This is a genomic window from Paraburkholderia azotifigens (assembly GCF_007995085.1).
GTDB lineage: Bacteria > Pseudomonadota > Gammaproteobacteria > Burkholderiales > Burkholderiaceae > Paraburkholderia > Paraburkholderia azotifigens.
The window spans coordinates 569,967-590,853 of the sequence record NZ_VOQS01000005.1 but is presented as its reverse complement, the minus strand read 5'-3'; the positions used below and the strand labels follow the sequence as shown (position 1 = coordinate 590,853).

19 protein-coding genes are annotated in these 20,887 nt (G+C 62.1%); 7 read left to right on the top strand and 12 right to left on the bottom strand.

Translation table 11 applies throughout. The features are described from left to right. Nucleotides 1-60: 60 nt before the first annotated feature. Complete coding sequence (locus FRZ40_RS34495; protein ID WP_028370242.1) at nt 61-1,551, top strand: MmgE/PrpD family protein; 1,491 nt, start codon at nt 61-63, stop codon at nt 1,549-1,551. Nucleotides 1,552-1,641: 90 nt separating this feature from the next. Here FRZ40_RS34495 and FRZ40_RS34490 read toward each other — a convergent pair whose 3' ends face one another. After that, nucleotides 1,642-2,100 (bottom strand): DUF2846 domain-containing protein, encoded by a 459-nt coding sequence (locus tag FRZ40_RS34490; RefSeq protein WP_035543623.1) that lies wholly within the window; start codon nt 2,098-2,100, stop codon nt 1,642-1,644. Between the two features lie 255 nt (nt 2,101-2,355). Beyond that, a complete protein-coding gene (locus FRZ40_RS34485) occupies nt 2,356-2,826 on the bottom strand; it encodes a Uma2 family endonuclease (RefSeq protein ID WP_231516386.1) in 471 nt (156 codons plus the stop codon). A gap of 483 nt (nt 2,827-3,309) precedes the next feature. On the opposite strand from FRZ40_RS34485, the gene FRZ40_RS34480 reads away from it, so the two are divergent. The 5 genes from FRZ40_RS34480 (at nt 3,310) to FRZ40_RS34460 (ending at nt 6,969) form a co-directional block, all read left to right on the top strand. Further along, nucleotides 3,310-3,519 carry a hypothetical protein gene (locus tag FRZ40_RS34480; protein WP_028370995.1) on the top strand — a complete coding sequence of 70 codons (210 nt, stop codon included), beginning with the start codon at nt 3,310-3,312 and terminating at the stop codon, nt 3,517-3,519. A 70-nt stretch (nt 3,520-3,589) separates the two neighbouring features. Continuing rightward, on the top strand, nt 3,590-4,228 hold the full coding sequence (locus FRZ40_RS34475; protein WP_147237185.1) for an NUDIX hydrolase: 639 nt from the start codon (nt 3,590-3,592) through the stop codon (nt 4,226-4,228). Between the two features lie 55 nt (nt 4,229-4,283). Continuing rightward, on the top strand, nt 4,284-4,733 hold the full coding sequence (locus FRZ40_RS34470; protein WP_147237184.1) for an RDD family protein: 450 nt from the start codon (nt 4,284-4,286) through the stop codon (nt 4,731-4,733). A 335-nt stretch (nt 4,734-5,068) separates the two neighbouring features. Beyond that, complete coding sequence (locus FRZ40_RS34465) at nt 5,069-5,902, top strand: class I SAM-dependent methyltransferase (RefSeq protein WP_028370998.1); 834 nt, start codon at nt 5,069-5,071, stop codon at nt 5,900-5,902. A gap of 248 nt (nt 5,903-6,150) precedes the next feature. Then, nucleotides 6,151-6,969 (top strand): alpha/beta fold hydrolase, encoded by an 819-nt coding sequence (locus tag FRZ40_RS34460; protein WP_147238495.1) that lies wholly within the window; start codon nt 6,151-6,153, stop codon nt 6,967-6,969. 175 nt (nt 6,970-7,144) lie between these two features. Here the strand turns inward: FRZ40_RS34460 and FRZ40_RS34455 are convergent, their stop codons facing one another. The 3 genes from FRZ40_RS34455 to FRZ40_RS34445 form a co-directional block, all read right to left on the bottom strand. Next, on the bottom strand, nt 7,145-8,251 hold the full coding sequence (locus FRZ40_RS34455) for a TadG family pilus assembly protein (RefSeq protein ID WP_240057424.1): 1,107 nt from the start codon (nt 8,249-8,251) through the stop codon (nt 7,145-7,147). Between the two features lie 20 nt (nt 8,252-8,271). Further along, nucleotides 8,272-8,733 (bottom strand): TadE/TadG family type IV pilus assembly protein, encoded by a 462-nt coding sequence (locus FRZ40_RS34450; protein WP_028371001.1) that lies wholly within the window; start codon nt 8,731-8,733, stop codon nt 8,272-8,274. 604 nt (nt 8,734-9,337) lie between these two features. After that, the gene (locus tag FRZ40_RS34445; RefSeq protein ID WP_147237182.1) at nt 9,338-9,856 is read right to left on the bottom strand and encodes a hypothetical protein; all 519 of its coding nucleotides are present in this window, start codon (nt 9,854-9,856) and stop codon (nt 9,338-9,340) included. Nucleotides 9,857-10,014: 158 nt separating this feature from the next. Here FRZ40_RS34445 and FRZ40_RS34440 point away from each other — a divergent pair, with 158 nt between their 5' ends. After that, nucleotides 10,015-12,654: a PAS domain-containing hybrid sensor histidine kinase/response regulator gene (locus tag FRZ40_RS34440; RefSeq protein ID WP_147237181.1), complete on the top strand. Its 2,640-nt coding sequence runs from the start codon at nt 10,015-10,017 to the stop codon at nt 12,652-12,654. A gap of 15 nt (nt 12,655-12,669) precedes the next feature. Here the strand turns inward: FRZ40_RS34440 and FRZ40_RS34435 are convergent, their stop codons facing one another. The 7 genes from FRZ40_RS34435 to FRZ40_RS34405 form a co-directional block, all read right to left on the bottom strand. Beyond that, a complete protein-coding gene (locus FRZ40_RS34435) occupies nt 12,670-14,586 on the bottom strand; it encodes a potassium transporter Kup (RefSeq protein WP_147237180.1) in 1,917 nt (638 codons plus the stop codon). A gap of 291 nt (nt 14,587-14,877) precedes the next feature. Then, nucleotides 14,878-15,585: a substrate-binding domain-containing protein gene (locus FRZ40_RS34430; RefSeq protein WP_147237179.1), complete on the bottom strand. Its 708-nt coding sequence runs from the start codon at nt 15,583-15,585 to the stop codon at nt 14,878-14,880. A 10-nt stretch (nt 15,586-15,595) separates the two neighbouring features. Further along, a complete protein-coding gene (gene ligK / locus FRZ40_RS34425) occupies nt 15,596-16,279 on the bottom strand; it encodes a 4-carboxy-4-hydroxy-2-oxoadipate aldolase/oxaloacetate decarboxylase (RefSeq protein ID WP_028371005.1) in 684 nt (227 codons plus the stop codon). Between the two features lie 2 nt (nt 16,280-16,281). Then, complete coding sequence (locus FRZ40_RS34420) at nt 16,282-17,307, bottom strand: amidohydrolase family protein (protein ID WP_147237178.1); 1,026 nt, start codon at nt 17,305-17,307, stop codon at nt 16,282-16,284. 88 nt (nt 17,308-17,395) lie between these two features. Next, on the bottom strand, nt 17,396-18,745 hold the full coding sequence (locus FRZ40_RS34415) for an MFS transporter (protein ID WP_147237177.1): 1,350 nt from the start codon (nt 18,743-18,745) through the stop codon (nt 17,396-17,398). Nucleotides 18,746-18,839: 94 nt separating this feature from the next. Further along, nucleotides 18,840-20,153: a gallate dioxygenase gene (locus FRZ40_RS34410; protein ID WP_147237176.1), complete on the bottom strand. Its 1,314-nt coding sequence runs from the start codon at nt 20,151-20,153 to the stop codon at nt 18,840-18,842. A gap of 58 nt (nt 20,154-20,211) precedes the next feature. Then, nucleotides 20,212-20,754, bottom strand: coding sequence for a hypothetical protein (locus FRZ40_RS34405; RefSeq protein WP_147237175.1), 543 nt, complete (start codon nt 20,752-20,754; stop codon nt 20,212-20,214). Nucleotides 20,755-20,887: the final 133 nt, after the last annotated feature.

Sequence of the window (20,887 nt, the reverse complement as noted above, 5' to 3'; positions counted from 1 at the left end):
ACTTTGAATGCACCCAGGCAGTTTAGCAACGACCACACAATCAAACAGAAGGAGACATACATGTCCGTCATCGATCGCCGCCGCTTTCTGAAAACGGGTGCCGCCGGCGCATTTGCCGCAGCGGCCAGCGGCACGACCGTGTACGCGCAATCGCCCGATGCCGCGAAGGCGGCTTCGGCATCGAGCGCCGCCGGCAGCGTCAACGCGCGTCCGCCGAGGGTCACGCGCATCCTCGCGGAATTCATCGTGAAGACGGGCTATCAGGACCTGCCTGCGCCCGCGCGCAAGGAAGGCGTACGCACGCTGCTGAACTGGGTCGGCGTGGCTGTGGGCGGCTCGCACGACGAGACGGTGAATCGCGCTGTGGCGGCGCTCAGCCCGTTCTCAGGGCCGCCGCAGGCAAATCTGCTGGGCCGCACGGAGCGGTTCGACATCATGAATGCGGCGTTCATCAACGGCGTCAGCAGCCATATCTTCGACTACGACGATACGCACCTGAAGACGATCATTCATCCCGCCGGCCCCGTTGTATCGGCGATTCTGGCGTTCTCGCAATACCATCCCGTGTCAGGCAAGGACTTCCTGAACGCATTGGTGCTCGGTATCGAAACGGAACTGCGCATCGGCAATTCCGTTTATCCGAATCACTACGATGTCGGCTGGCACATCACGGGAACATGCGGCGTATTCGGATCGGCGGCAGCGACGGGCAAGCTGATGGGCCTGAGCGTCGAGCAGATGGTGTGGGCATTGGGGCTCGCCGCGTCGCAACCGGTGGGTCTACGCGAATCGTTCGGTTCGATGAACAAGAGCTTCAACCCGGGACGCGCGGCTGCCAACGGCATCTTTGCCGCACTGCTCGCGGGCAAGGACTACACGAGTTCGGATGGCATGATCGAAGCGAAGCGCGGCTGGGCCAACACCATCAGCACGAAGCAGGACTATCGCGAGATTACGGAAGGTCTGGGCCAGCATTACGAATCGACGCTGAATACGTACAAGCCGTTCGCGTGCGGTATCGTCATTCACCCGGCCATTGATGCGGCGATCCAGCTTCGCAATCAATATCATCTGCAGCCTGAGCAGATCGAACACATCGATTTGCGCGTGCATCCCCTCGTGATCGAACTGACGGGCAAGAAGACACCGCAGATTGGCCTCGAAGGGAAATTCAGCATTTATCACGCGGTGGCCATTGCCATCATTGACGGTGCTGCTGGCGAGAAGCAGTTCAGCGACGCCAAGGTGCGCGATCCCGTTACCGTCGCGTTGCGTGAGAAGGTGAACCCGATCGTGGACCCGGCTATCAAGCCTGAGCAGGTCGATATGACGATCACGCTCAAGGATGGCCGTAAGCTGCACAAGTTCATTCAGCATGCAATCGGCAGCACCGAAGTGCCAATGACGGATCAACAGCTGGAGAAGAAGTTCTCGGATCTCGCTGACGGGATCTTGTCACCGGAGAGAACCCGCGCGCTGATGGACAAGTGCTGGCATGTCGAGCAGCTGCAAAGCGCCGCTGAGATCGCGTTGGCAGCGCTGCCGCAGTAGCGAGTTCGTGGGGCGTCTGCTGAAGGTTTTTCGCAGACCAGGGGCGATCCGCGCCATGCGACGGGATCGCCCGGTATCACGCTTGCTTTCTTAATGCGCAGTCGTCGCCGGCACAGTCAGCTTCGATTCCTTCACGCCTGCCTGACCGGTTTGGTCGTCGACGAGCTGGAGCTTGTTGCGCGCATACATGATGCCCATCTTGACTTCCTGCCACACGTAATAGGTCTTGCCTGCAACCGCGTCGAAGTCCAGCGTGGAGTTGTTCTCCGCCTCGGACAGCAATTGATGATGGCCCGGTGCGACCTCTTCGTACAGATAGGTCTTCGCAGCCGTCTTGCCGATCGGCTTGCCGTCGAGCGAAACGTCCATCTTCACGGCGCCGCCGATGCTCTCGTTGCGATACACGTAGACGGATGCTTTGTCATGTGGCGTATTGAAGGTCTTCAGCGTGGCATCGAGCTGGGGATCGCCCATCGGCACGGACGCGCAGCCGCCCATGACGAGAAGTGATGCAAACGACAGCGCGATGAAAGTGCCCTTGAACTGCATGGTGTGTCCCTCGGTTAGTTTGTAATGGTGGCAACCGTATCGCCTCAGAGGACGATTGCGGAGGCTGGGCGGCCAATGACTCACCCTCCTCCGTTAACGACAGGTTTTTGCGCACCTTTAACCGTCACAGCGTTGTGTGATCGCCGCCAGGGGAAGTGATCGCGACGTTGGGGTAATGGCAGACAAGGCGGCGATAAGCCGCCTGGCGTGACGCGATATCAGACTGTACGCGAACGCGTGCAGTGGAAGACCGTGCTACACATCGAAGTACATTGGCTCGAGCGACAGAACGATTCCGAACGCCGAGGCTTGCCGCGTTCCGTTAGCGCCGCAGAATTGCAGTTCGCCGCGTTGCCCCACCACGATGACCTCGCGGGCACCGCCGTCCAGGTAGCCGCTGACTCTGCGTTCGATATCTTGCGGGATTCTGTCGAGGAGCACTTCGACACACAGATCCGGAACGAATGGGAGAGGCCCTTTTTCCCGGTCGACGCCTTCCCACTTCTCAGGCGGCATCCACACGACGTCAGGTACGCGGATGCCGAACGTACGGGTCGTCACTGCCACCGACATGGCCGCAACGTGGCCAATTTGCTCCGCAATCTGGCAATAGATGTCGGTCATCACAATCTGCCGCCGGGCCGAAGGATGCGGATGCGGCACCGCTTCGCCGGATGCATCGAGTTCGGTACAAGCCGGGGCGCCCGGTTCAACGCCGGCGTTCACACGGCACCATGTAGCAACGAGTCCGTCCTGGTCAAGGAGAGTAGACACGAGGATAGGCCTCCAATGGGGAAGTTGCGTAAGCGTATACCCTTTCTGTGATATTTAACAATTGGACTGATGTGCGACGCACAACACAGCGGGAACAGACGCGCCGAAACGTCTTGCATCGCGCCCGGCCTGACGCCCGCACGTCCTGGCGCAAACCGTTACGCAATCATCGTCAGCCTAAGAATGTTGACATAATTGTTTAAGATAATTGTGCGTTGCGCAAAATCACGGAACACAGGCACCGAATGGGAGTCTTACGAGCTGCAGCCGATCGAGGCCGCGCTCTGCGCGCGATTTATGGAAATGCTAGCGTGTCGGATGCGCGGACCGTTCGCTATGCGGTCTGCGATTTTCAGCACGGACGTGACGCGCGAGCGAAGTCGTGCCAATCCGTCAGCAGGATGAGCCGCGATTTGCGCGGCCACAGGAACTGATATGGAACTTGATCTAGAGACATTCCGGCGATTGCGTCGTCTTGCTCCCGTGCTCGACGACATACTCAATGCGAGAGAAGTCGAATACCCGGACCAGGCGGTGAATCTCGCGGACCTCGCGCAGCTATGCTCGCAGCTATTCGACGCGTATCACTGTATGCATCCCGATGAAACCGCCCGCGCTCGCCTGGAGGCACTAGCGTCGCAATAAGCGCAGGGTGCATCGGAGAGTCCACGTACCCAGGCAGTCATCCGCAAGGCCCGCTTGCAATGAACGTCAAATGACCGAACCCACAACGAGCCAGGCAGCGCGAACACGTCTTGAACAGGCTCGTCGCCTGCTCGCCCTGGCGCAGACGGGACTGCACTACGCGACGACCGCCTTCGACAGGGAGCGCTACGACGAAATCGCGAAGATCGCGCATCGGCAAATTGCCGAAGCCGCGTCGCTGGATACAGCCAGGGTGGCCGAACTGTTCGAGTTCGAGTCCGGTTATGCCAATCCGAAACTGGACGTCCGATGTGCGGTCTTCGACGAGGCCGGTCGAATACTGCTTGTTCGCGAGATTGCGGACGGCCTCTGGTCGCTTCCCGGCGGCTGGGCCGACGTGGGTCTCTCGCCAGCTGAAAATGCAGTGAAAGAAGTACTCGAAGAAAGTGGCTACACGGTACGCATCGAGCGGCTACTGGCCGTGTGGGACATGAACAGGCACAGTCACCCCGCTTCACCCTTTCACATCTGGAAACTCGTGTTTTTGGGCGTTATCGAAAAAGCCGGAAAGGTCAGCGGCACGGAGACAGATAACGCCGGGTTCTTTTCCGTTGACGACATTCCTCCGCTATCGCGCGGCCGGGTGCTGCCCGAACAGATTCGCCGGATAACAGAGCTTTATCGCAGCGGTGCAGTTGATTTCGACTAAGGTCGATTTCTGCACGAGAGCAAGTCAGGCAACCTCCCACTCCGCAACATTCCTAATGTCCTACGCGACCTATTCGCAGCGCGCCCGTGCTCTCTTTATCGATTCGATCTGGTGGACAGTCATCGTCTTGTTCATTCCTCTTGGCCCATCGACCGACGACATCCTCGCCAATCCGGAGGCCTTTACTTCGACTATTGTTTTCTGGCTGCTAGTCGGTCAGTGCATCCCGATACTGATCACTGGCGTAATGTGGGCAACCTGGGGTACGTCGCCTGGAAAGCGAGCGGTTCGCATTCGAATCGTCGACGCAGACTCCGGACGGTCAATGACTGTCAAGCAAGCCGCATTGCGCACAGTCGGCTACCTGCTCACCTTCGGAACATTAGGCGCGGGCTTTTTGTGGATCATCTTTAACCAAAAGAGACAAGCTTTGCATGATCGCATGGCGAATACCGTCGTCATCGATGAAAGACTCATGCAGCATCACAGTACCAGTGCCGTATAGCGTTTCGTTACGGCATCGCGGACATCGCCTTGCAGCCTTGATTTCAACGGGACCATGGGTCCCGTTTTCGTTTTTCTTGTAGCACTCCCCGAAAAGCCGCGTTGCGTATGCGCTCAGCAGTTCCGGCGTCTTGCGCAGAACTTCTGGACGCCTGGTCATTCCTCAAGACGGACGGCGTGAAGATACTCGTACTCACGCAATTCCGCTCATCGAGCGTCCAAATATTTGCATGGCCCGATCGCCGCGCGGGCATGCGAACCACGACATTCGCGGCGCCAACAGACGCAGTGCAATCACGCATTGGCGTAGCGCTGCCCTCCTTTCTGGAGTCCTCCATGTCCGCAGTAGATTCCGCTTTGTCACCCGCTACAGACTTCGCCGCGCTCAAGGCCCGTCAACAGGCAGCCTGGTCGACAGGCGACTACGCTGTCGTTGGCACCACGTTGCAGATCGTCGGCGAGAACCTCTGCGAAGCGCTCGATGTGCGCGCCGGCAGTCGCGTGCTCGATGTGGCGGCAGGCAACGGCAATGCGACGCTCGCTGCCGCGCGCCGCTATTGCGACGTCATGTCGACTGACTACGTCGCATCGCTGCTCGATTCGGGCCGTGTGCGTGCAGAAGCTGAAGGACTCCCGGTGCAGTTTCAGGAGGCGGACGCTGAAGCTCTGCCCTACGCGGACGCTTCATTCGATATCGTGATGTCGACCTTCGGCGTGATGTTCACCCCCGACCAGGACAAAGCGGCGGCTGAACTTGCGCGTGTCTGCAAACCGGGCGGTCGCATCGGGCTCGCCAACTGGACGCCGGAGAGTTTCATCGGGCAGCTGTTCAAAACGATCGGCAAGTACATTCCGCCGCCGTCAGGGGTCAAGTCGCCAGCACTCTGGGGCACAAAGGGGCGCATCGACGAACTGTTCGAACGCAATGCGCGGAAGATCACGGCGGCCAGCCGCGATTTCACGTTCCGTTACCGCTCGCCGGCCCATTTCATCGACGTGTTCCGCACATACTACGGGCCGATGAACAAGGCCTTCGCCGCACTCGAAGGCGAACGGCAGACGGCATTCCGCGCCGATCTGATGACATTGATCGAGGACAGGAACCGGTCGAACGACGCGACACTTGTCCTGCCGAGCGAGTATCTCGAAGTTGTGGTGGAGCGGCGGTGAATGCAGTCGGAGGCAGTTCGACGTGTTTGCCGACACCCAACGTCGAACCGCGAGTCTGTCGGCTGTGCACCTGCGTTTCAGCCGACGGACACCGCCGCAGACACCAGAGAGGTCCGCCACACAAGGCTCGACGTTGTATGGCACGGACTCTGCACGCTTACCGCGTTCACGCCGATTCGTAATCGGTCTCATGATCGATCAACGGACCTGAAGTACCGACCGCCCGATGGATGAAGTCCATGAACGAGATGAATACCACTGCCGCATCGCAAGCCTTCTCATCCGCAGCGCCCGTCATCGCACTGCATTGCTCCGGCTCGGGAGCCGCGCAATGGCGAAAGCTCGGCGACGTACTGGGGTCGCGCCACGCGCTCGTCGCACCCGAGCATTATGGCTGCGAGAGCACGGGCCCATGGAGCGGCGAGCGGGCATTCACGCTTGCTGACGAGGCCGCGAGGACAGTCGGCATCATCGACGCATCGAGCGGCAAGGTCCATCTCGTCGGCCATTCGTATGGCGGCGGCGTCGCGTTGCGTGCAGCGCTCGAGCGGCCGAAGCGTATTGCCAGTCTGACGCTTTACGAGCCGTCGGCGTTTCACCTGCTCAAGACGATGGGCTCGTATGGCGCGCATGCACTCGCGGAAATCATCGCGATTTCGAAGCGCACCGCCGATGGCGTCAGTTGCGGCGACTACCGAGGTGCGGCGGCTTCTTTCGTCGATTATTGGGGTGGCGCGGGCGCATGGGACGCGCTGCGGCCCTCCATACAGGCCGCGCTCACGCGCTGGGCGCCGAAAGCGCCGCTCGATTTCCGCGCATTGCTCGAAGAGCGTACGCCGGCGCATGCGTACGCCGCACTGCATGTCCCTGCACTGATTCTGCGCGGCCAGCATGCGCCTGTTCCAACGCGCGCAATCGCCGAGCGGCTGCCGATGCTGATGCCGGCGGCCCGTCTCGCCGTGATCGACGGTGCGGGACACATGGGGCCGGTTACGCATGCCGAAGAAGTCAACGCGGCTATCGCGCGGCATATCGCGGAGGCCGATGCGACGGTCTTCAGCTCATAGATCAATCGCGTTGCTGCTTTTGTCGTGCGATCCTGGCCTTTCGCTGGTCGTCGTCCAGGCGGGCGCGCCCGCGCTCCTTGCGAAACCTCGTCTCGTTCCACATAAAGCAGAGGATCGAAATGCAGACGATGACTACAATGGTTATGTACAAGCTGTTCGTTCTTTAACGGGTAAATCACTGAACCAGACGCGGCGGCGTAATCGACCCATAGTTCGGCCCGGCGCCGCCCGAGTTGACCGCCTGACACTTGTCCGGCTGATTGCTCATCTGCACCAGGATATACGGCGTAGAGCCATTTGTCGCCGAGAGTACGTGCAGACACGCAAACGCCACGACCTGTTGATATCCCGTCGACACATCGTTCACGACGGGGACTGTCTCGTACTCGCATGAGCGGTCGCCGTCGGCACTGCAGTTATCGACGCTCGTGTAGAGGGTGTTCTTTTCGCCAGGCTGGATGTATGTGCCGGGCTGCGTGCCGATACCGAGCGTGTCGGTATTCCCTCCTGCGATCAGTCCTCGTACGAAGGTCACGTCGTTCTGCTGGCTTGTGAGGGTTGTCCATTGCCCGCCGTCGCATCCATTCGCCTTGTAGCTCGATGCGATCTGGAAAACATAGGGTGTATTGGGTGTCTGGGGCGCCGTCTGTCCGCTGATCGGCGCAGTGCTGGTGGCCAGTGCCGGAGAGTTCGTCGACGAATTCCAGTAGTTGTCGTAGAGGCACTTCGACACCGCGATGGGAAAGAGTCCATGGGGCCCGACATAGCCGGGTCTCGACACGGCCGCTATCGCCGTCGCACTCGCCGAGAGCGACGACACGCCCAGGATGCCTGCCAGATAGGTAGAAACGGCGCCGTTCGCATTGCCTGCCGCCTTCTGGATCGTCACCCGAATAGCCGGCAAGTCGTTCGTGCCCGGCGTAAAGGGCACTGTCTGCAGCGTACCGGGGCTGCCCGTGATGTTCCAGTAACCCGAGTCGGTCTGGACGGCCTTGATCGCTGTTGCCTGCACCGCGTTCGAGGTCGCCGCCGTCGCGAAGCTCGATGCCTTCTGCGTTGCCGTCGTCCAGTCGGGGGCAGTTGCCGTCGTGTTGGAGCACTGAGCACGCTGATACAGACACGGCGCACCCGCGAGCGCAGCGGCGTCCGCTGCGTTCTGCAACTGGTTTCGAGAAACCATCAGGTTGCCGATATCGATTGCCAGCGCCGCGAATCCAAGCAGCGACACGAGGCTCACCGCTGTGATCACCGCGACCGATCCTTTCTGTTTTGCTTTGCTCATCGTACGCATGATGTCCGGCCTCACTCGTTGTTCATGATGGTCGTCGCCGTCATCACGATGGGGCCGGTGAACGCCGACAGCATGGCACCCAGTCCTAATCCCGAGTACTGGTAGGAAACCGTCACCGTAAGCGGCGTGCCGAACGTGCCGCCCACACCGGAAGGAACAGTGACCGTCGGCGTATTTCCCGTGCCGAACGTGAGGAGATAGTTCTGGCAGTAAGCGAGTACGACGTTCGTTATGTCCTGCGACGTCGGTTTCGGATTGCGCAGCACGACTCCCGCGCGCGCGCCTTCGCGGCTCGCATTGGTGATCATTGCCTTGTCGTAGAGTGCGATGCCCAGCTCCACGATGCCGAACACGACAAGCAGCAGCAGCGGCAAGACGATGGCGAATTCGATGGCCGCCGCGCCGCGTTGAGACGCGTCGCGCGTTCGACGATGTGCGTCGGTATGACGAGCGCTGACTCGATCCTGTTTCATCTTCCCCTCCGTCGCGTGTTTGCTGCCAGGGTCGCCCTGGTTCTCATGGCTGCGCATCCCGGCTCAACGAGAGAGGCCCGACGGGTCGTCGATGCGAGCTGCCCACGACTTTGCACTTAATGTGCCATTGCTCGCCGAGGACTGTGCCGCCATAGATGATCGAGTGCCTCTATCTGTTCGATGTGCCGGGAGAATCACGGATGTTTCGGATTCGATACGCGAGATCGACCCGCGCAGCGCGCAAACGACGCGGTGAACCAGCGCAGAGGCGATTGCCCCGCCTGGTCGTCGATGGATGAACTGTCGCGGGATTGAGACGGCGTTTAGATTCGCAACCGTCAGCGTGACCCTCGCCTTGAGCAAACTTTATGGAGCAGAAGCAATTTCTGCTCTCAGATGCACGTTCTCTAGCAACTTTATTATTCGAAGTGGAGCGATCGGATGACGGCATGCTCCAGCGCTCGAAACAACGAATGCCGACGAGAGTGTTGCCAGGCTGAACACTTCCGGCTACCCAGATGCCCACGCACAGGACGCGTCGCGCCATACCTGGCTACGGGCAGCGCGCCCTGTGAATCGATGATCGTGAGCATGCTAACGTCGTCTAGCGAAAGCCGTAGACGAGTACTTTCTTTCCTTCGAAGCCTATCTGTACCGCCTCCGGGGACGGGTTGCCGCACTTGCCGTCGTCGACCACAGGCGGCTCCGCGCCGATCGGAACGGTCCCGCTCGACATTTCTCCCATGACCACGGTGCCGTCGCCGGAGATGGCGATCTGCACGGTAAGCGTCACGCCAGCCGGCGCCGCTCTCGTTCCGTAGTTGATCACCATCGTGCCCGTGCAGTCGGGGTTCACCGCGGGGTTCACCGCGGGGTTCGCCGCATACGTGCCGAACTGGTTGTTGTTGAACGCGCCGTTCGATTTCGGCACGCCGCCGTTGTTGCCCGCATCGTTACGCGTGAAGTTGCCGCGGCCATCGAAGTCGACGATCCCCACATCGTTGATCAGAAGGCGGACTTTGGGTAATGGCCATAGTGGAAAGAAGCTGGGACCTATGCCATCGACAGAACATGTAGAAATCGCAAACCGCGTCGAACGGGCGGCACCGGCCGGGTCCGGCATATGCTCGGTTCCACTCCAGGCGTTGAATATCGAACGGTCGCCGGTTCCCCGCGCGGGCCATCGACCCACGGCGGATCGGTTGGCATGACGAGAGTAAGCTCGCTCCATCGCCGGGGAGAGCAAGGCGGCACGCTTCCCTGCCCGGAAAAGGAGCACACATGTACGATCCTGCTCACTTCCTGCCATCGTTTGTCTGGCGCGCCGATCGTGACGGAATCGTGCGATATGTGAATCCGTGGGCAGCGCGCTACCTTGGCATCCCTGCGCCGGAAATCATCGGCCGCAGCTGGAGGGAATTCGTTCATCCCGAGGACATCAATTCCGTGCTAGACGCCGTGCGCACGATGCACGACGGAAGTCTGCTGCGCAACGTCGACGTACGCCTGTTGCGCAACGATCGCGCGTTCCATTGGCACACGCTGCACCTGCAGGCACAGCGCGACGACACGGGCCGCATTGGCGACACCGTGGGCGTGGCGACCGACATCCATCATTGCCGGCACGCGTGGGCCATGTACGAAGCGAGCGAGCGCCGCCTGAAAGCTGCTTTTCAGGGCGCCCGCATGGGCGCCTGGGAATGGGACATGAAGAGCCGCCAGGTGCGCATGACCGAGCAGCTCGCGGAGCTTTATTCCTTTCCGCCGGGCACGGAAGCCGTTGCGCTAGCCGATCTGTGGAACAGGATTGCGCCCGAGTACCGCGAGCCGTTTCAACAAAAGGTCGAGCGGGCGCTGCAATGCGGCGGACCCTTCGAGTTCGATTTCGTGCTCGACAACGTCGCAACGCCGCCGCGCTGGCTGCGCATGCGCGGCCATGCGGAATTCGACGGACATGGCGAGCTTGCCCGCGTGCACGGCGTCACCTTCGATATCTCACGTCAGCGCGCCGCCGAGGAAAGCCTCATTCTCAGCGAACGGCGTTACCGCGCGCTCGTCGAATCGACGGGCGCGCTCGTCTGGTCGGCGGGTCCCGACGGAGAAATCCGTCCCGCCGAGGAGCCATGGGGAAAGTTCACGGGCGCGGACCCTGTGCGGCTCGAAAACTGGGGATGGCTCGACTATGTGCATCCCGACGATCAGGAGATCGCGCGCGAGGCATGGCTTGACGTTTTGCGCAAGGGAACGGCGGGTTCGATCACGTTTCGCATGCGCCGCTATGACGGCCGCTACCGGATGGTACAGGCGCACGCTGCGCCCTTGTACGACGAACACGGGACGCTGCAGGAATGGTTCGGCACGACCACCGACGTCACCGCACAGCACGAAGCGCAAGCCGCGATCGAAGCACGCAGCCTGCGCCTCAACGTGGCCATGCAAGCGGCCGAAATCCATATCGTCTCGCTCGATGTCGCCTCATGGACGCTGTCGTTCGAAGTGGCGGGCGAGCCGCAGGAACGCGAAACGCTCGCGTACGAGGCGGCTCTGTCGCGTGTCCATCCTGATGACCGCGCTGTGCTCGACCGCTACGTACGCGAACTCGCCGCAGGCGGCGATCCGGGCGCGCATTTCGAGTTCCGTGTGCAAAGCCCGCGCGGCGAGCAATGGATGGAAGGCAGCGCACTGCTGCAGCGTACCGCCGACGGCAAGCCCCTGCGCCTGATCGCGAGCGTGGTGGACATCACCGGGCGCAAACGCATGGAGCTGATGCTGCGCGAAACCGACCGCCGGAAAGACGAATTTCTCGCGATGCTCGCGCACGAACTGCGCAACCCGCTCGCGCCCATCCGCACGGCAATCGCGCTGTTCGAGAAACTGGACGGCATCGACCCGCGTGCCGCCGATCTCATCAAACTGATGCGCAGACAGACGGAGCACATGACGCGCATCGTCGATGATCTGCTCGAAGTGTCGCGCATTACACAAGGCAGGATTGCGCTTCAGCTCGAGCCGCTTCTTGTCGGCACTGCCGTGTATCACGCAGTCGAGGCAATGGCGGCATCCGTCGAGGCTCGCGGACAGATCATGAACGTGGACGTGTCCGACGCGACGGCGTGGGTGCGGGGCGACGCTACGCGCATATCGCAGATCCTCGTGAACATCCTCAACAATGCCAGCAAATACACCCCTGAAAAAGGCAGCATTTCGATCAGCGCGCGGGCCGATGAAACCTGGGTCGAAATCGTGACGACGGACACGGGTACGGGCATTTCCGCAGAGCTGCTGCCCAAGGTATTCGAACTGTTTTCGCAGGGCGAACGCACACTCGACCGCTCGAGCGGCGGTCTCGGCATCGGTCTCTCGCTCGTGAAGAAGCTGGTCGAACTGCATGACGGCACGATCACCGTGCAAAGCGAAGGCGAAGGCCGCGGCACGACGGTGACGGTATGCCTGCCCCGCCTGCATCATCACGAACGCCATTCGGCGCTGGTGCTGTCCGAGCCTGCTTCTCCCACGAGATCGGCCGCACTGCGGCTGTTGATCGTCGACGACAATCGCGACGCAGCGGATTCGCTTGCGATGCTGTGCGAAATGGAGGGCCATTCGACACGCACCGCCTACTCGTCCGCCGAAGCCATCGAAGCGGCAGCGCAGTTGCGTCCTGACGTTGCCTTGCTCGACATCGGCTTACCCGACATCGACGGCTACGAACTCGCGCGGCGGCTGCGCCAGAAGGACGAAACGATGCCGCTTCTGATCGCGATCACGGGATATGGGCAGGCCGATGACAGGCTCAGGGCGCAATCGGCGGGTTTCGATTATCACTTCGTCAAGCCCGTCAATGCGGAGAGTCTGCTCGAACTGCTGTCCTCGTTGACCGCGCAGGGACAAGACAGCCGCATGGCGGGCGGCGCGACATGACTCGCAATGCCCGATTCAAAGCGCGATCTGCACGCCCAGTTCAACGACGTCTTCCGGCCTTAAACCATAGTACTCGGCACTGGATGCCGAATGGAAAGACATCTGCGCGAACAGCCTTTCCCGCCAGCGCATCATCTCCCCTTTTGCGCATCCCTCGACAACTTCGTCACGCGGCAGAAAGAAGGTCGTGCGGGCAGGATCGTAGCGCCATGCACCCAGTTCGCCGCTCAGCGATTCGAGCAGCTTCGGCAGATTCATACGCTCGACGAATCCGTGGCGTGCGACGATCTCGTAGCAGCCGCTGCCCAGATCACGCGTTTCGATGCGCGTTTCTTCGTCGATGCGCGGCGCGGACTCCGACACGTTCGCGAAGAATATCGCGGTCTCGTGCATCACGTTGCTGTGCCGGATATTGCTTTTCAGCGCAGCGGGCGTCATGCCCGCCTTGTTGCCGGGATACACGGCCGTACCGCGCACGCGCGCGGGAGGCGTTTCGCCGCTGAACGTGTCGCGCAGAAATGCGTCCAGAGGTTCCGAGCGCTTCGCGTGAGAAGCGGCGAGCTCGCGTCCACGATTCCAGGTCGACATCAAGACGAAGAGTATCAGGCCAACTGTGACGGGGAACCAGCCGCCGCCCGGTATCTTCGGGATGTTCGCGGCCACGAGCGTCAGATCGACGATCAGCAGCGGCACGCCAACCAAGGCGGCGCGCGCCGCCGGCCAGCCCCATACATAGCGCGATACGCTCGCCATCTGGATCGTGGTCACCAGCATCGTCAGTCCCACGGCAATGCCGTATGCGGAAGTCAGTCTCGCCGAACTCCGGAACACCAGCACGAGGAACAGCACCGACACGAACAGGATCGCGTTGACGGCGGGAGAATAGACCTGTCCGCGATGCTGCTTCGATGTCTCGACGATCCGCATCCGCGGCAGGAAACCGAGTTCGATCGCCTGGCTCGTCATCGAGAACGCGCCCGAGATGACGGCCTGCGAAGCGATGATCGTTGCCAGCACAGTGATGATCACGCCTGGAATGAGCGCCCATGAAGGCAGCGCGCGAAAGAACGGTTGCTGAACCGAACCGGGTACGAACAGCAACGTCGCTGCCTGTCCGAAGTATCCGATGATGATGGACGGAAACACGATGGTGACGAGCGCGATGCGGATCGCCCTGCGTCCGAAGTGGCCGATATCCGCGTAGAGCGCCTCCGCGCCCGTCAGCGCGAGAATGACGGCGCCGAGAATGGTGAAAGCGATGCCGGGCCGATCGACCGCCAGCGCCAAGGCCCATTGCGGCGAGAGCGCCTTCAGAACGGCGGGATGCTGCGCGATCCGGTATGCGCCGACCGCCGCGAGCGAGACGAACCACACGCTCATGACGGGTCCGAACAGGTGTCCGACTGCATTGCTGCCTCGATGCTGGAGGGCGAATAGCGCAATCAGAATTGCCGCCGCGACGGGCACGACCCACGGACCGAATGCAGGACTGATTTCCGTCAAGCCCTCGACGGCCGACAACACGGACACGGCGGGCGTGATCATCGAATCGCCGTAAAACATGGCGGCGCCGAACAGTCCCGCCAGCAGCAGACTGCGCGGAACGCGTCGGCGCCCTTTCTCGTAGCCCGAGCGAACCAGCGCAGTCAACGCGATGATGCCGCCCTCGCCTTCGTTGTCGGCGCGCATCACGTACGCCGCGTACTTGAGCATCACGACGATCACGACCGCCCACACAATCGTCGAGAGCACCCCCATCACGATTTGCACGTTCACGGAGCCTGCGTCGACGACGGCCTGTCGCAATGCGTAGATCGGGCTCGTCCCGATGTCTCCGAATACGACGCCCAGGGCGCCGAGTACCAGCGCGCCGCCGGTGGCGTCGTCGTGCCGGGTTGAAGCTTGCCGACGTTCGGTTAGCTTTTTGAGCATCTCGCGATGCGCACTCGCACGATCACGCGCGAGTCACGCTTTCAGTTTGACGGGTGCTGGATCTGATTGCCTTTGCGGGTTCTCGACTGCTGGCGTCGATGTGCATCCCGACCGTGTAATCACGGCAGGCTGGTGCGGTTCTGTTTCGTTGTCCAGCATCGCGCGTACCCGGCGCGGACAGCGGGAACGTGCGCTGCTGCGTACCGGTTGCCGGGTCGGCTACGCGGGTGGTGTGGGAAGCCTGGACGAGATTGAAGAAGCGGGCACGGCGACGCGCCCGCTTCGCATTGCTCAGGCCGGCTCCATCCCGTGCCCAAGCTTCGCATCATGCGCAGCGGGCGACGCAAGAAACACAATCAGCGCCCGCGCCTTTTCCTGCTGCTGCGTCGTGCCGCAGATCGCGGCGGAGAAAATCGTCGTCGATTGAATGTCGGGCGGCAACAGACCAACGACGGCAATGCCGTCCAGATGCATCAATTCGCTGAGTTGCTGGAAGCCGATATCGACCTCGCCACTCGCGACGAGCGAACCGACGGGCACACCCGGCGGCGCCTGGACAACGCGCGGCATCGAAGAATCCGCACCGATGCCCCAGCTCTCGAACAGCTTCAGCAGATACGTGCCGCTCGGCCCGGTCGAATAACCGACGGCACGCGCATTCATCACGGCGCGGCGAACGGCCGCTGCGTTGCCGATACCCGGCAGCTCAGCGCCCGCCTTGACCGCGACGGCAATGCCCGAGCGCACCAGATCCACGCGGCTATGCGGATCGACACGACGGGCGGCAGCGAGACGTTCGATGGCATCGGAGGCCAGCACCACGACGTCGTACGGCTCGCCTTCCAGCACGCGCCGCGCCGCCGCCACGCCCCCCATCGACACGACCTCGACCTGCTCGTCCGTCTCGCGCCGATACGCCTCCACGAGATCGGCCAGCAACTGGCGCGTCGCCATCGACGAAACGACTTTCAACGGCGTCGTACAAGGCGCGTTGACCATCGCCCGCGCCTCAGTCGACATAGCGCAGTCCCGCCTTTTCGAGCGGACCGCGCATGTTGTACATATCCAGGCCAAGCACGCCCGACGCCAGCTTCGCGCGCTTCTCTTCTTCAAAGGACTCGCGCGCGAGCGCTTTTTCCAGCACCTGTGCCGCCAATGCGGCCGGCACCGCGACCACGCCATCGTCATCCGCGACGATCACGTCGCCCGGATGCACCAGGCCGCCCGCGCACACCACGGGAATGTTCACCGAGCCGAGCGTCGCCTTCACCGTGCCCTTCGACGAAATCGCCTTGCTCCACACGGGAAACTGCATCCCGGTGAGCACGCGCACGTCGCGCACGCCGCCGTCGATGATCAGCGCACGCGCACCGCGCGCCTTGAAGCTCGTCGCCAGCAGATCGCCGAAGAAGCCGTCCGTGTTGTCCGTCGTGCAGGCCGCGACGACGATATCGCCGGGCTGGATCTGTTCGGCGGCGACGTGCAGCATCCAGTTGTCGCCCGGTTGCAGCAGCACCGTGACGGCCGTGCCGCCGACCTGCGCGCCCGCATAGACCGGCCGCATGTACGGCTTCAGCAGGCCGACGCGTCCCATCGCTTCGTGCACCGTCGCGCTGCCGAGCGCGCCGAGCTTCGCCGCGACGTCGCCGTCCGCGCGCCTGATGTTGCGATACACCACTCCGAGTTCGTACATGTTCACTTTCCTTGAGCTTTGAGCGCGGCATCGAGGCGTGGATATACACGCCGCGCATTGCCTTCATAAATCTTGTAGCGCTGTTCGGGATTCATATCGGCGGCTTCGACATAGCGCTTCGTATCGTCGAAATAGTGGCCCGTCTGCGGATCGATACCGCGCACCGCGCCGATCATTTCGCTGGCGAACAGGATGTTGTCGACGGGAATCACGTTCGTCAGCAGATCGATGCCCGGCTGGTGATACACGCAGGTGTCGAAGAAGATGTTGTTGAGCAGATGCTCCTGCAACGGCGGCTTCTTCATTTCCTGCGCGAGTCCGCGAAAACGTCCCCAGTGATACGGCACCGCGCCGCCGCCGTGCGGAATCACGAAGCGCAGGCTCGGGAAATCGCGGAACAGGTCCGAGCTCAGGCATTGCATGAACGCCGTCGTGTCCGCGTTCAGGTAATGCGCGCCCGTGGTGTGGAAGCAGGCGTTGCAGCTCGTGCTGACGTGCACCATCGCAGGAATGTCGTACTCGACCATCTTTTCGTAGATCGGGTACCAGTAGCGGTCGGACAGCGGCGGGCTGGTCCAGTGGCCGCCCGACGGATCGGGATTCAGATTGATCGCGACATTGCCGTACTGCTCGACGCATTTCACGAGTTCGGGAATGCAGGTGGCGATATCCACACCCGGGCTTTGCGGCAGCATCGCGGCGGGAATGAAATGCCCGGGAAAGAGCTGGCTCACGCGATAGCACAGCTCGTTGCAGATCGCGGCCCATGTGCTCGACACCTCGAAGTCGCCGATGTGATGCGCCATGAAGCTCGCGCGCGGGCTGAACACGGTCAGGTCGAGGCCGCGCTCGCGCATCAGACGCAACTGGTTCTGCTCGATCGATTCGCGCAGCTCGTCGTCGCTGATATGCAGCTCGGACGCCTTCGGCATGTCCGACGGATGGTTGATGCCAGCAATCTGGCGGTTGCGCCACGCTTCCAGCGCTTTCGGCGCAGTCGTGTAGTGGCCGTGAATGTCGATGATCATCGTTGTTCCCAATCGCTTGATGCCTGCCTGGTGCTTTGATTCAGGCGCATGCCGCCCGATTGCGGCATGCGCCCTCCAACCGCCGAGCCTAGTGCGCCGCGCTCGCGGACACGGCCGGCCCCTCAATCTGTTTGCGCTGCGTCACCTGGACGGCGATCGCCGCGAGCGTCGCCGGCACGGCCAGCATCGCGAGAATCGCGCCGAACTGCCAGCCGAGTCCGAGCAGCGCGCCGCCTACCGCCGAGCCGAAAATGCTGCCGAAGCGGCCCATGCCGAGCATCCAGCTGACACCCGTCGCACGCGCCACCGTCGGATAGCGGCCCGGCGCGTACGCGTTGAGGCCCGTCTGCGCACCGCTCATGCAGAAGCCCGCAGCGAACACCAGCAGCGCGAGCGACGACGACAGGGCGCCCATCCAGCCCAACGCGAGCACGAACACCGCACCGCCGACATACGCCGCGCTGATCACATGCGCCGGCCGCGTCTTGTCCATGATCCAGCCGACCAGCACCGCACCGATCGTGCCGCCGATCTGGAACATCGCCGTCACGTTCGCAGCCGCCGTCACCGACAGACCCGCGTCCTTGATCAGCGTCGGCAGCCAGCCCGTCAGCAGGTAAATCACGAGCAGGCCCATGAAGTACGTGATCCACAACGCGAGCGTCGTCGCGCCGTAGCCTTGCGAGAACAGCACGCCGATCGGCTTGCGCGTGGGCAGCGGCGGTTCCGTCGAGATGAACTTCTCGTCGCCCGCAAACTTCTCGCCCGTTACGCGGCCGAGCACGGCGCCGATGCGCGCAGCCGGGGCGCCGCGCACCGCGAGCAGCCGGGCCGATTCAGGCAGCAGCCAGATCTGCAGCGGGATCAGCACGAGCGGCAGCGCGCCGCCGAAGATCAGCACCGAGCGCCAGCCGTGCTCGGGAATCAGCCAGCCCGCCGCGAAGCCGATCAGCGCCGAGCCAAGATTGAAGCCCGTGAACATGATCGTGATCAGCAACGCGCGTTTGCGTTGCGGCGAATACTCCGACAACAGCGTCGTCGAGTTCGGCATTGCCGCACCCAGACCGATGCCCGTCAGAATCCGCAGCACGGCCATCGATACCGGCGACTGCGTGAAGGCCGTCATGATCGTGAACACGCCGAACAAAAACACCGACGCGATCAACACCCACTTGCGTCCGAAGCGGTCGGATGCCGGACCCGCGGCGAGCGCGCCGATCACGAGGCCTATCGGCGCGGCGCTCATCACGAGGCCGAACTGCGGACGCGAAATGCCCCAGTCGTGGATGATGGACGGCGCGACGAAGCCCATGATGGCCACGTCCATCCCGTCCGCCGTGACGGCCAGAAAGCAGAGCACCACCACTAGCCACTGATAGGCCGAAATGTGGCGTTCGTCGATGAACGCCTTGATGTCAATCGTCTTGCTCGCCGGCATCTGTAGTCTCCTTAAGTGCGGCGCGCGCCGGCTGGCAGTGCGTGCGTTTCATGTTGCATGCACGTCGCGCCAGTTACGGCAACGCAATGGGCTATCAGCCCTTGTTGATGTCCTTGGCTTTTTCCGCGTCTTCCCAATCGGCTTTGGCGGCTGTTTTCCCCGCCACCGAATAGAGCGCGCCGGGCGCGTTGCGGGTTTTCTGAAACTCTTCCAGCGTCTGCCCGCGCATCGCCGCGTAGATGTGCAGGTTCGATACGCCCGTCACCGCGCCGAGCTTTTCGAGCATGAAAAAGATCACGCCGTAATGAAGCAGGCCGCGCCAGTCGCGCCGGCGGATCAGATCGCGTTCCTGTTCGCTCAGACCGGCTGCCTCGAAACTCGCTTCCGGGTCGGCGATGAACGCCTCGCGATGGGCCGGCTCGACCATCCCGTGCAGATACTCGTTGATGCGATACGCTTTCACCGCCGTTTCGATACTGAACGGATACGTGCCTTCCAGTTTCTCGACGTTCGTGAGTTCGACGGCCATGCGTTGACGATGACGTTCGACAACGGCGGGCGGCGTGTCGCCGCCTTGCCCTTCGTAGATCGCCGTCGCAATGCCCGCCATCGACGGCAGGTAGTAGCTGCGGTGCTTGCAGACCACGTTCGCGGGCAGCGCGCCGCGCATCGTCAGCCACATGATCACTTCCGCGCCTTCGTAGCCGCCCAGTTCCGCATATTCGGCGAGGGTCATGCCCGCGAGCTGTTCGGGATCCTGCTCGAGCAGATCGAGAAAGCGGTGGTCCCACGGCGTGTTATTGAAGCCCGAACGCTCGCCGTGCACCTGATGCGAGAGACCGCCCGTCGCGACGATCGCGACATCGAGATCTTCCGGATAGCTCTCGACTGCGCGGCGCAGCGCCTGGCCGAGCTTGTAGAAGCGGCGCGCGCTCGGCACGGGCAACTGCAGCACGCCCATTTGCAGCGGCACGAGCTTCACGGGCCATTCGGGCTTGTGCGGACACAGCATCGACAGCGGCGAGAAGCAGCCGTGATCGAGCGGCTTGTTCTGGAAGAACGACATGTCGAATTCGTCCGTCATCAGCGACTTGCCGACGTGCGCGGCGAATTCGGGGTGGCCTTGAATCGAAGGCAGATCGCGCGGTCCGCCGCCTTCGTCGGCCACGTTCCATTCCTGCCCGACGCCGAGGGCGAATGCGGAGTAATGGTCGAAGAAGAACGACGTCACGTGATCGTTGTAGATCAGCAGCAGAACATCGGGACGCTTTTCCGCGAGCCAGTCCGCCAGCGGCGCGAAGTTCTCGAAAATGGGCGCCCACACAGGATCGTCCCGCTTGTTCTTGTCGAAGGCGAACCCGATGGTGGGCGTGTGTGAGGCCGCAATGCCTCCGATGATCCGTGCCATGCCAAAACTCCTTGGTACCAGTACTTTCCTGCGGACGGGCGCCTGTGCGTCCGTCCGTCTATCGTTTCTGCGGGTCGAGCATTCGCTTGACGACCAGCGCGAGCGGAACCGTGAACACGAAATGCGACATGAAGCCGCCGATGATCACGTTCGGATCGAAGTAATTCGGGTGATTGCTCGATGCAATCATGATCAGCACGTGCATCACGATCCACGCGAAGATCGCGTAGAACAGCGCGATGAACGTCGCCTCGTAACCACGCCGGCGGAAATACGGCCAGATCGCGGCGAACAGCACGCCCCAGCTGAGCGCGAACACGAAGTGGATGCCCGTGCCGAGCAAATATGCCCAGATGCCCAGCGCATCCTGCACGCCCTTGCCGAACACGAGACCTGTCGCGTTGCGCGGAATGCCCGCGAGCGGCATCAGATGCTGCGCTCCTACCCAAACCAGCGCTTCGTAAACCCAGATCAACACCGCGCCCGTCAAACCGCCCGCCAGCCCCGCGCGTATCGTGTCCTTCACGCTGTGGCGATCCGCTTCGGGATTGCCGAGATGCCGGCTCGAATCGTTGCTGCTGGTAGCAAAATGACTGCCCATGTCTCCTCCTGTGTCTTCGCATCGAACAAATGTCGTCGACAGTGGCAGCGCGCTTCCTGTCCGGTCGGCGCCACGCTGTGTGTTCGCACAGTCGACGGTGTGTATGGGATACGAAGTACAAACCCAGCTTACC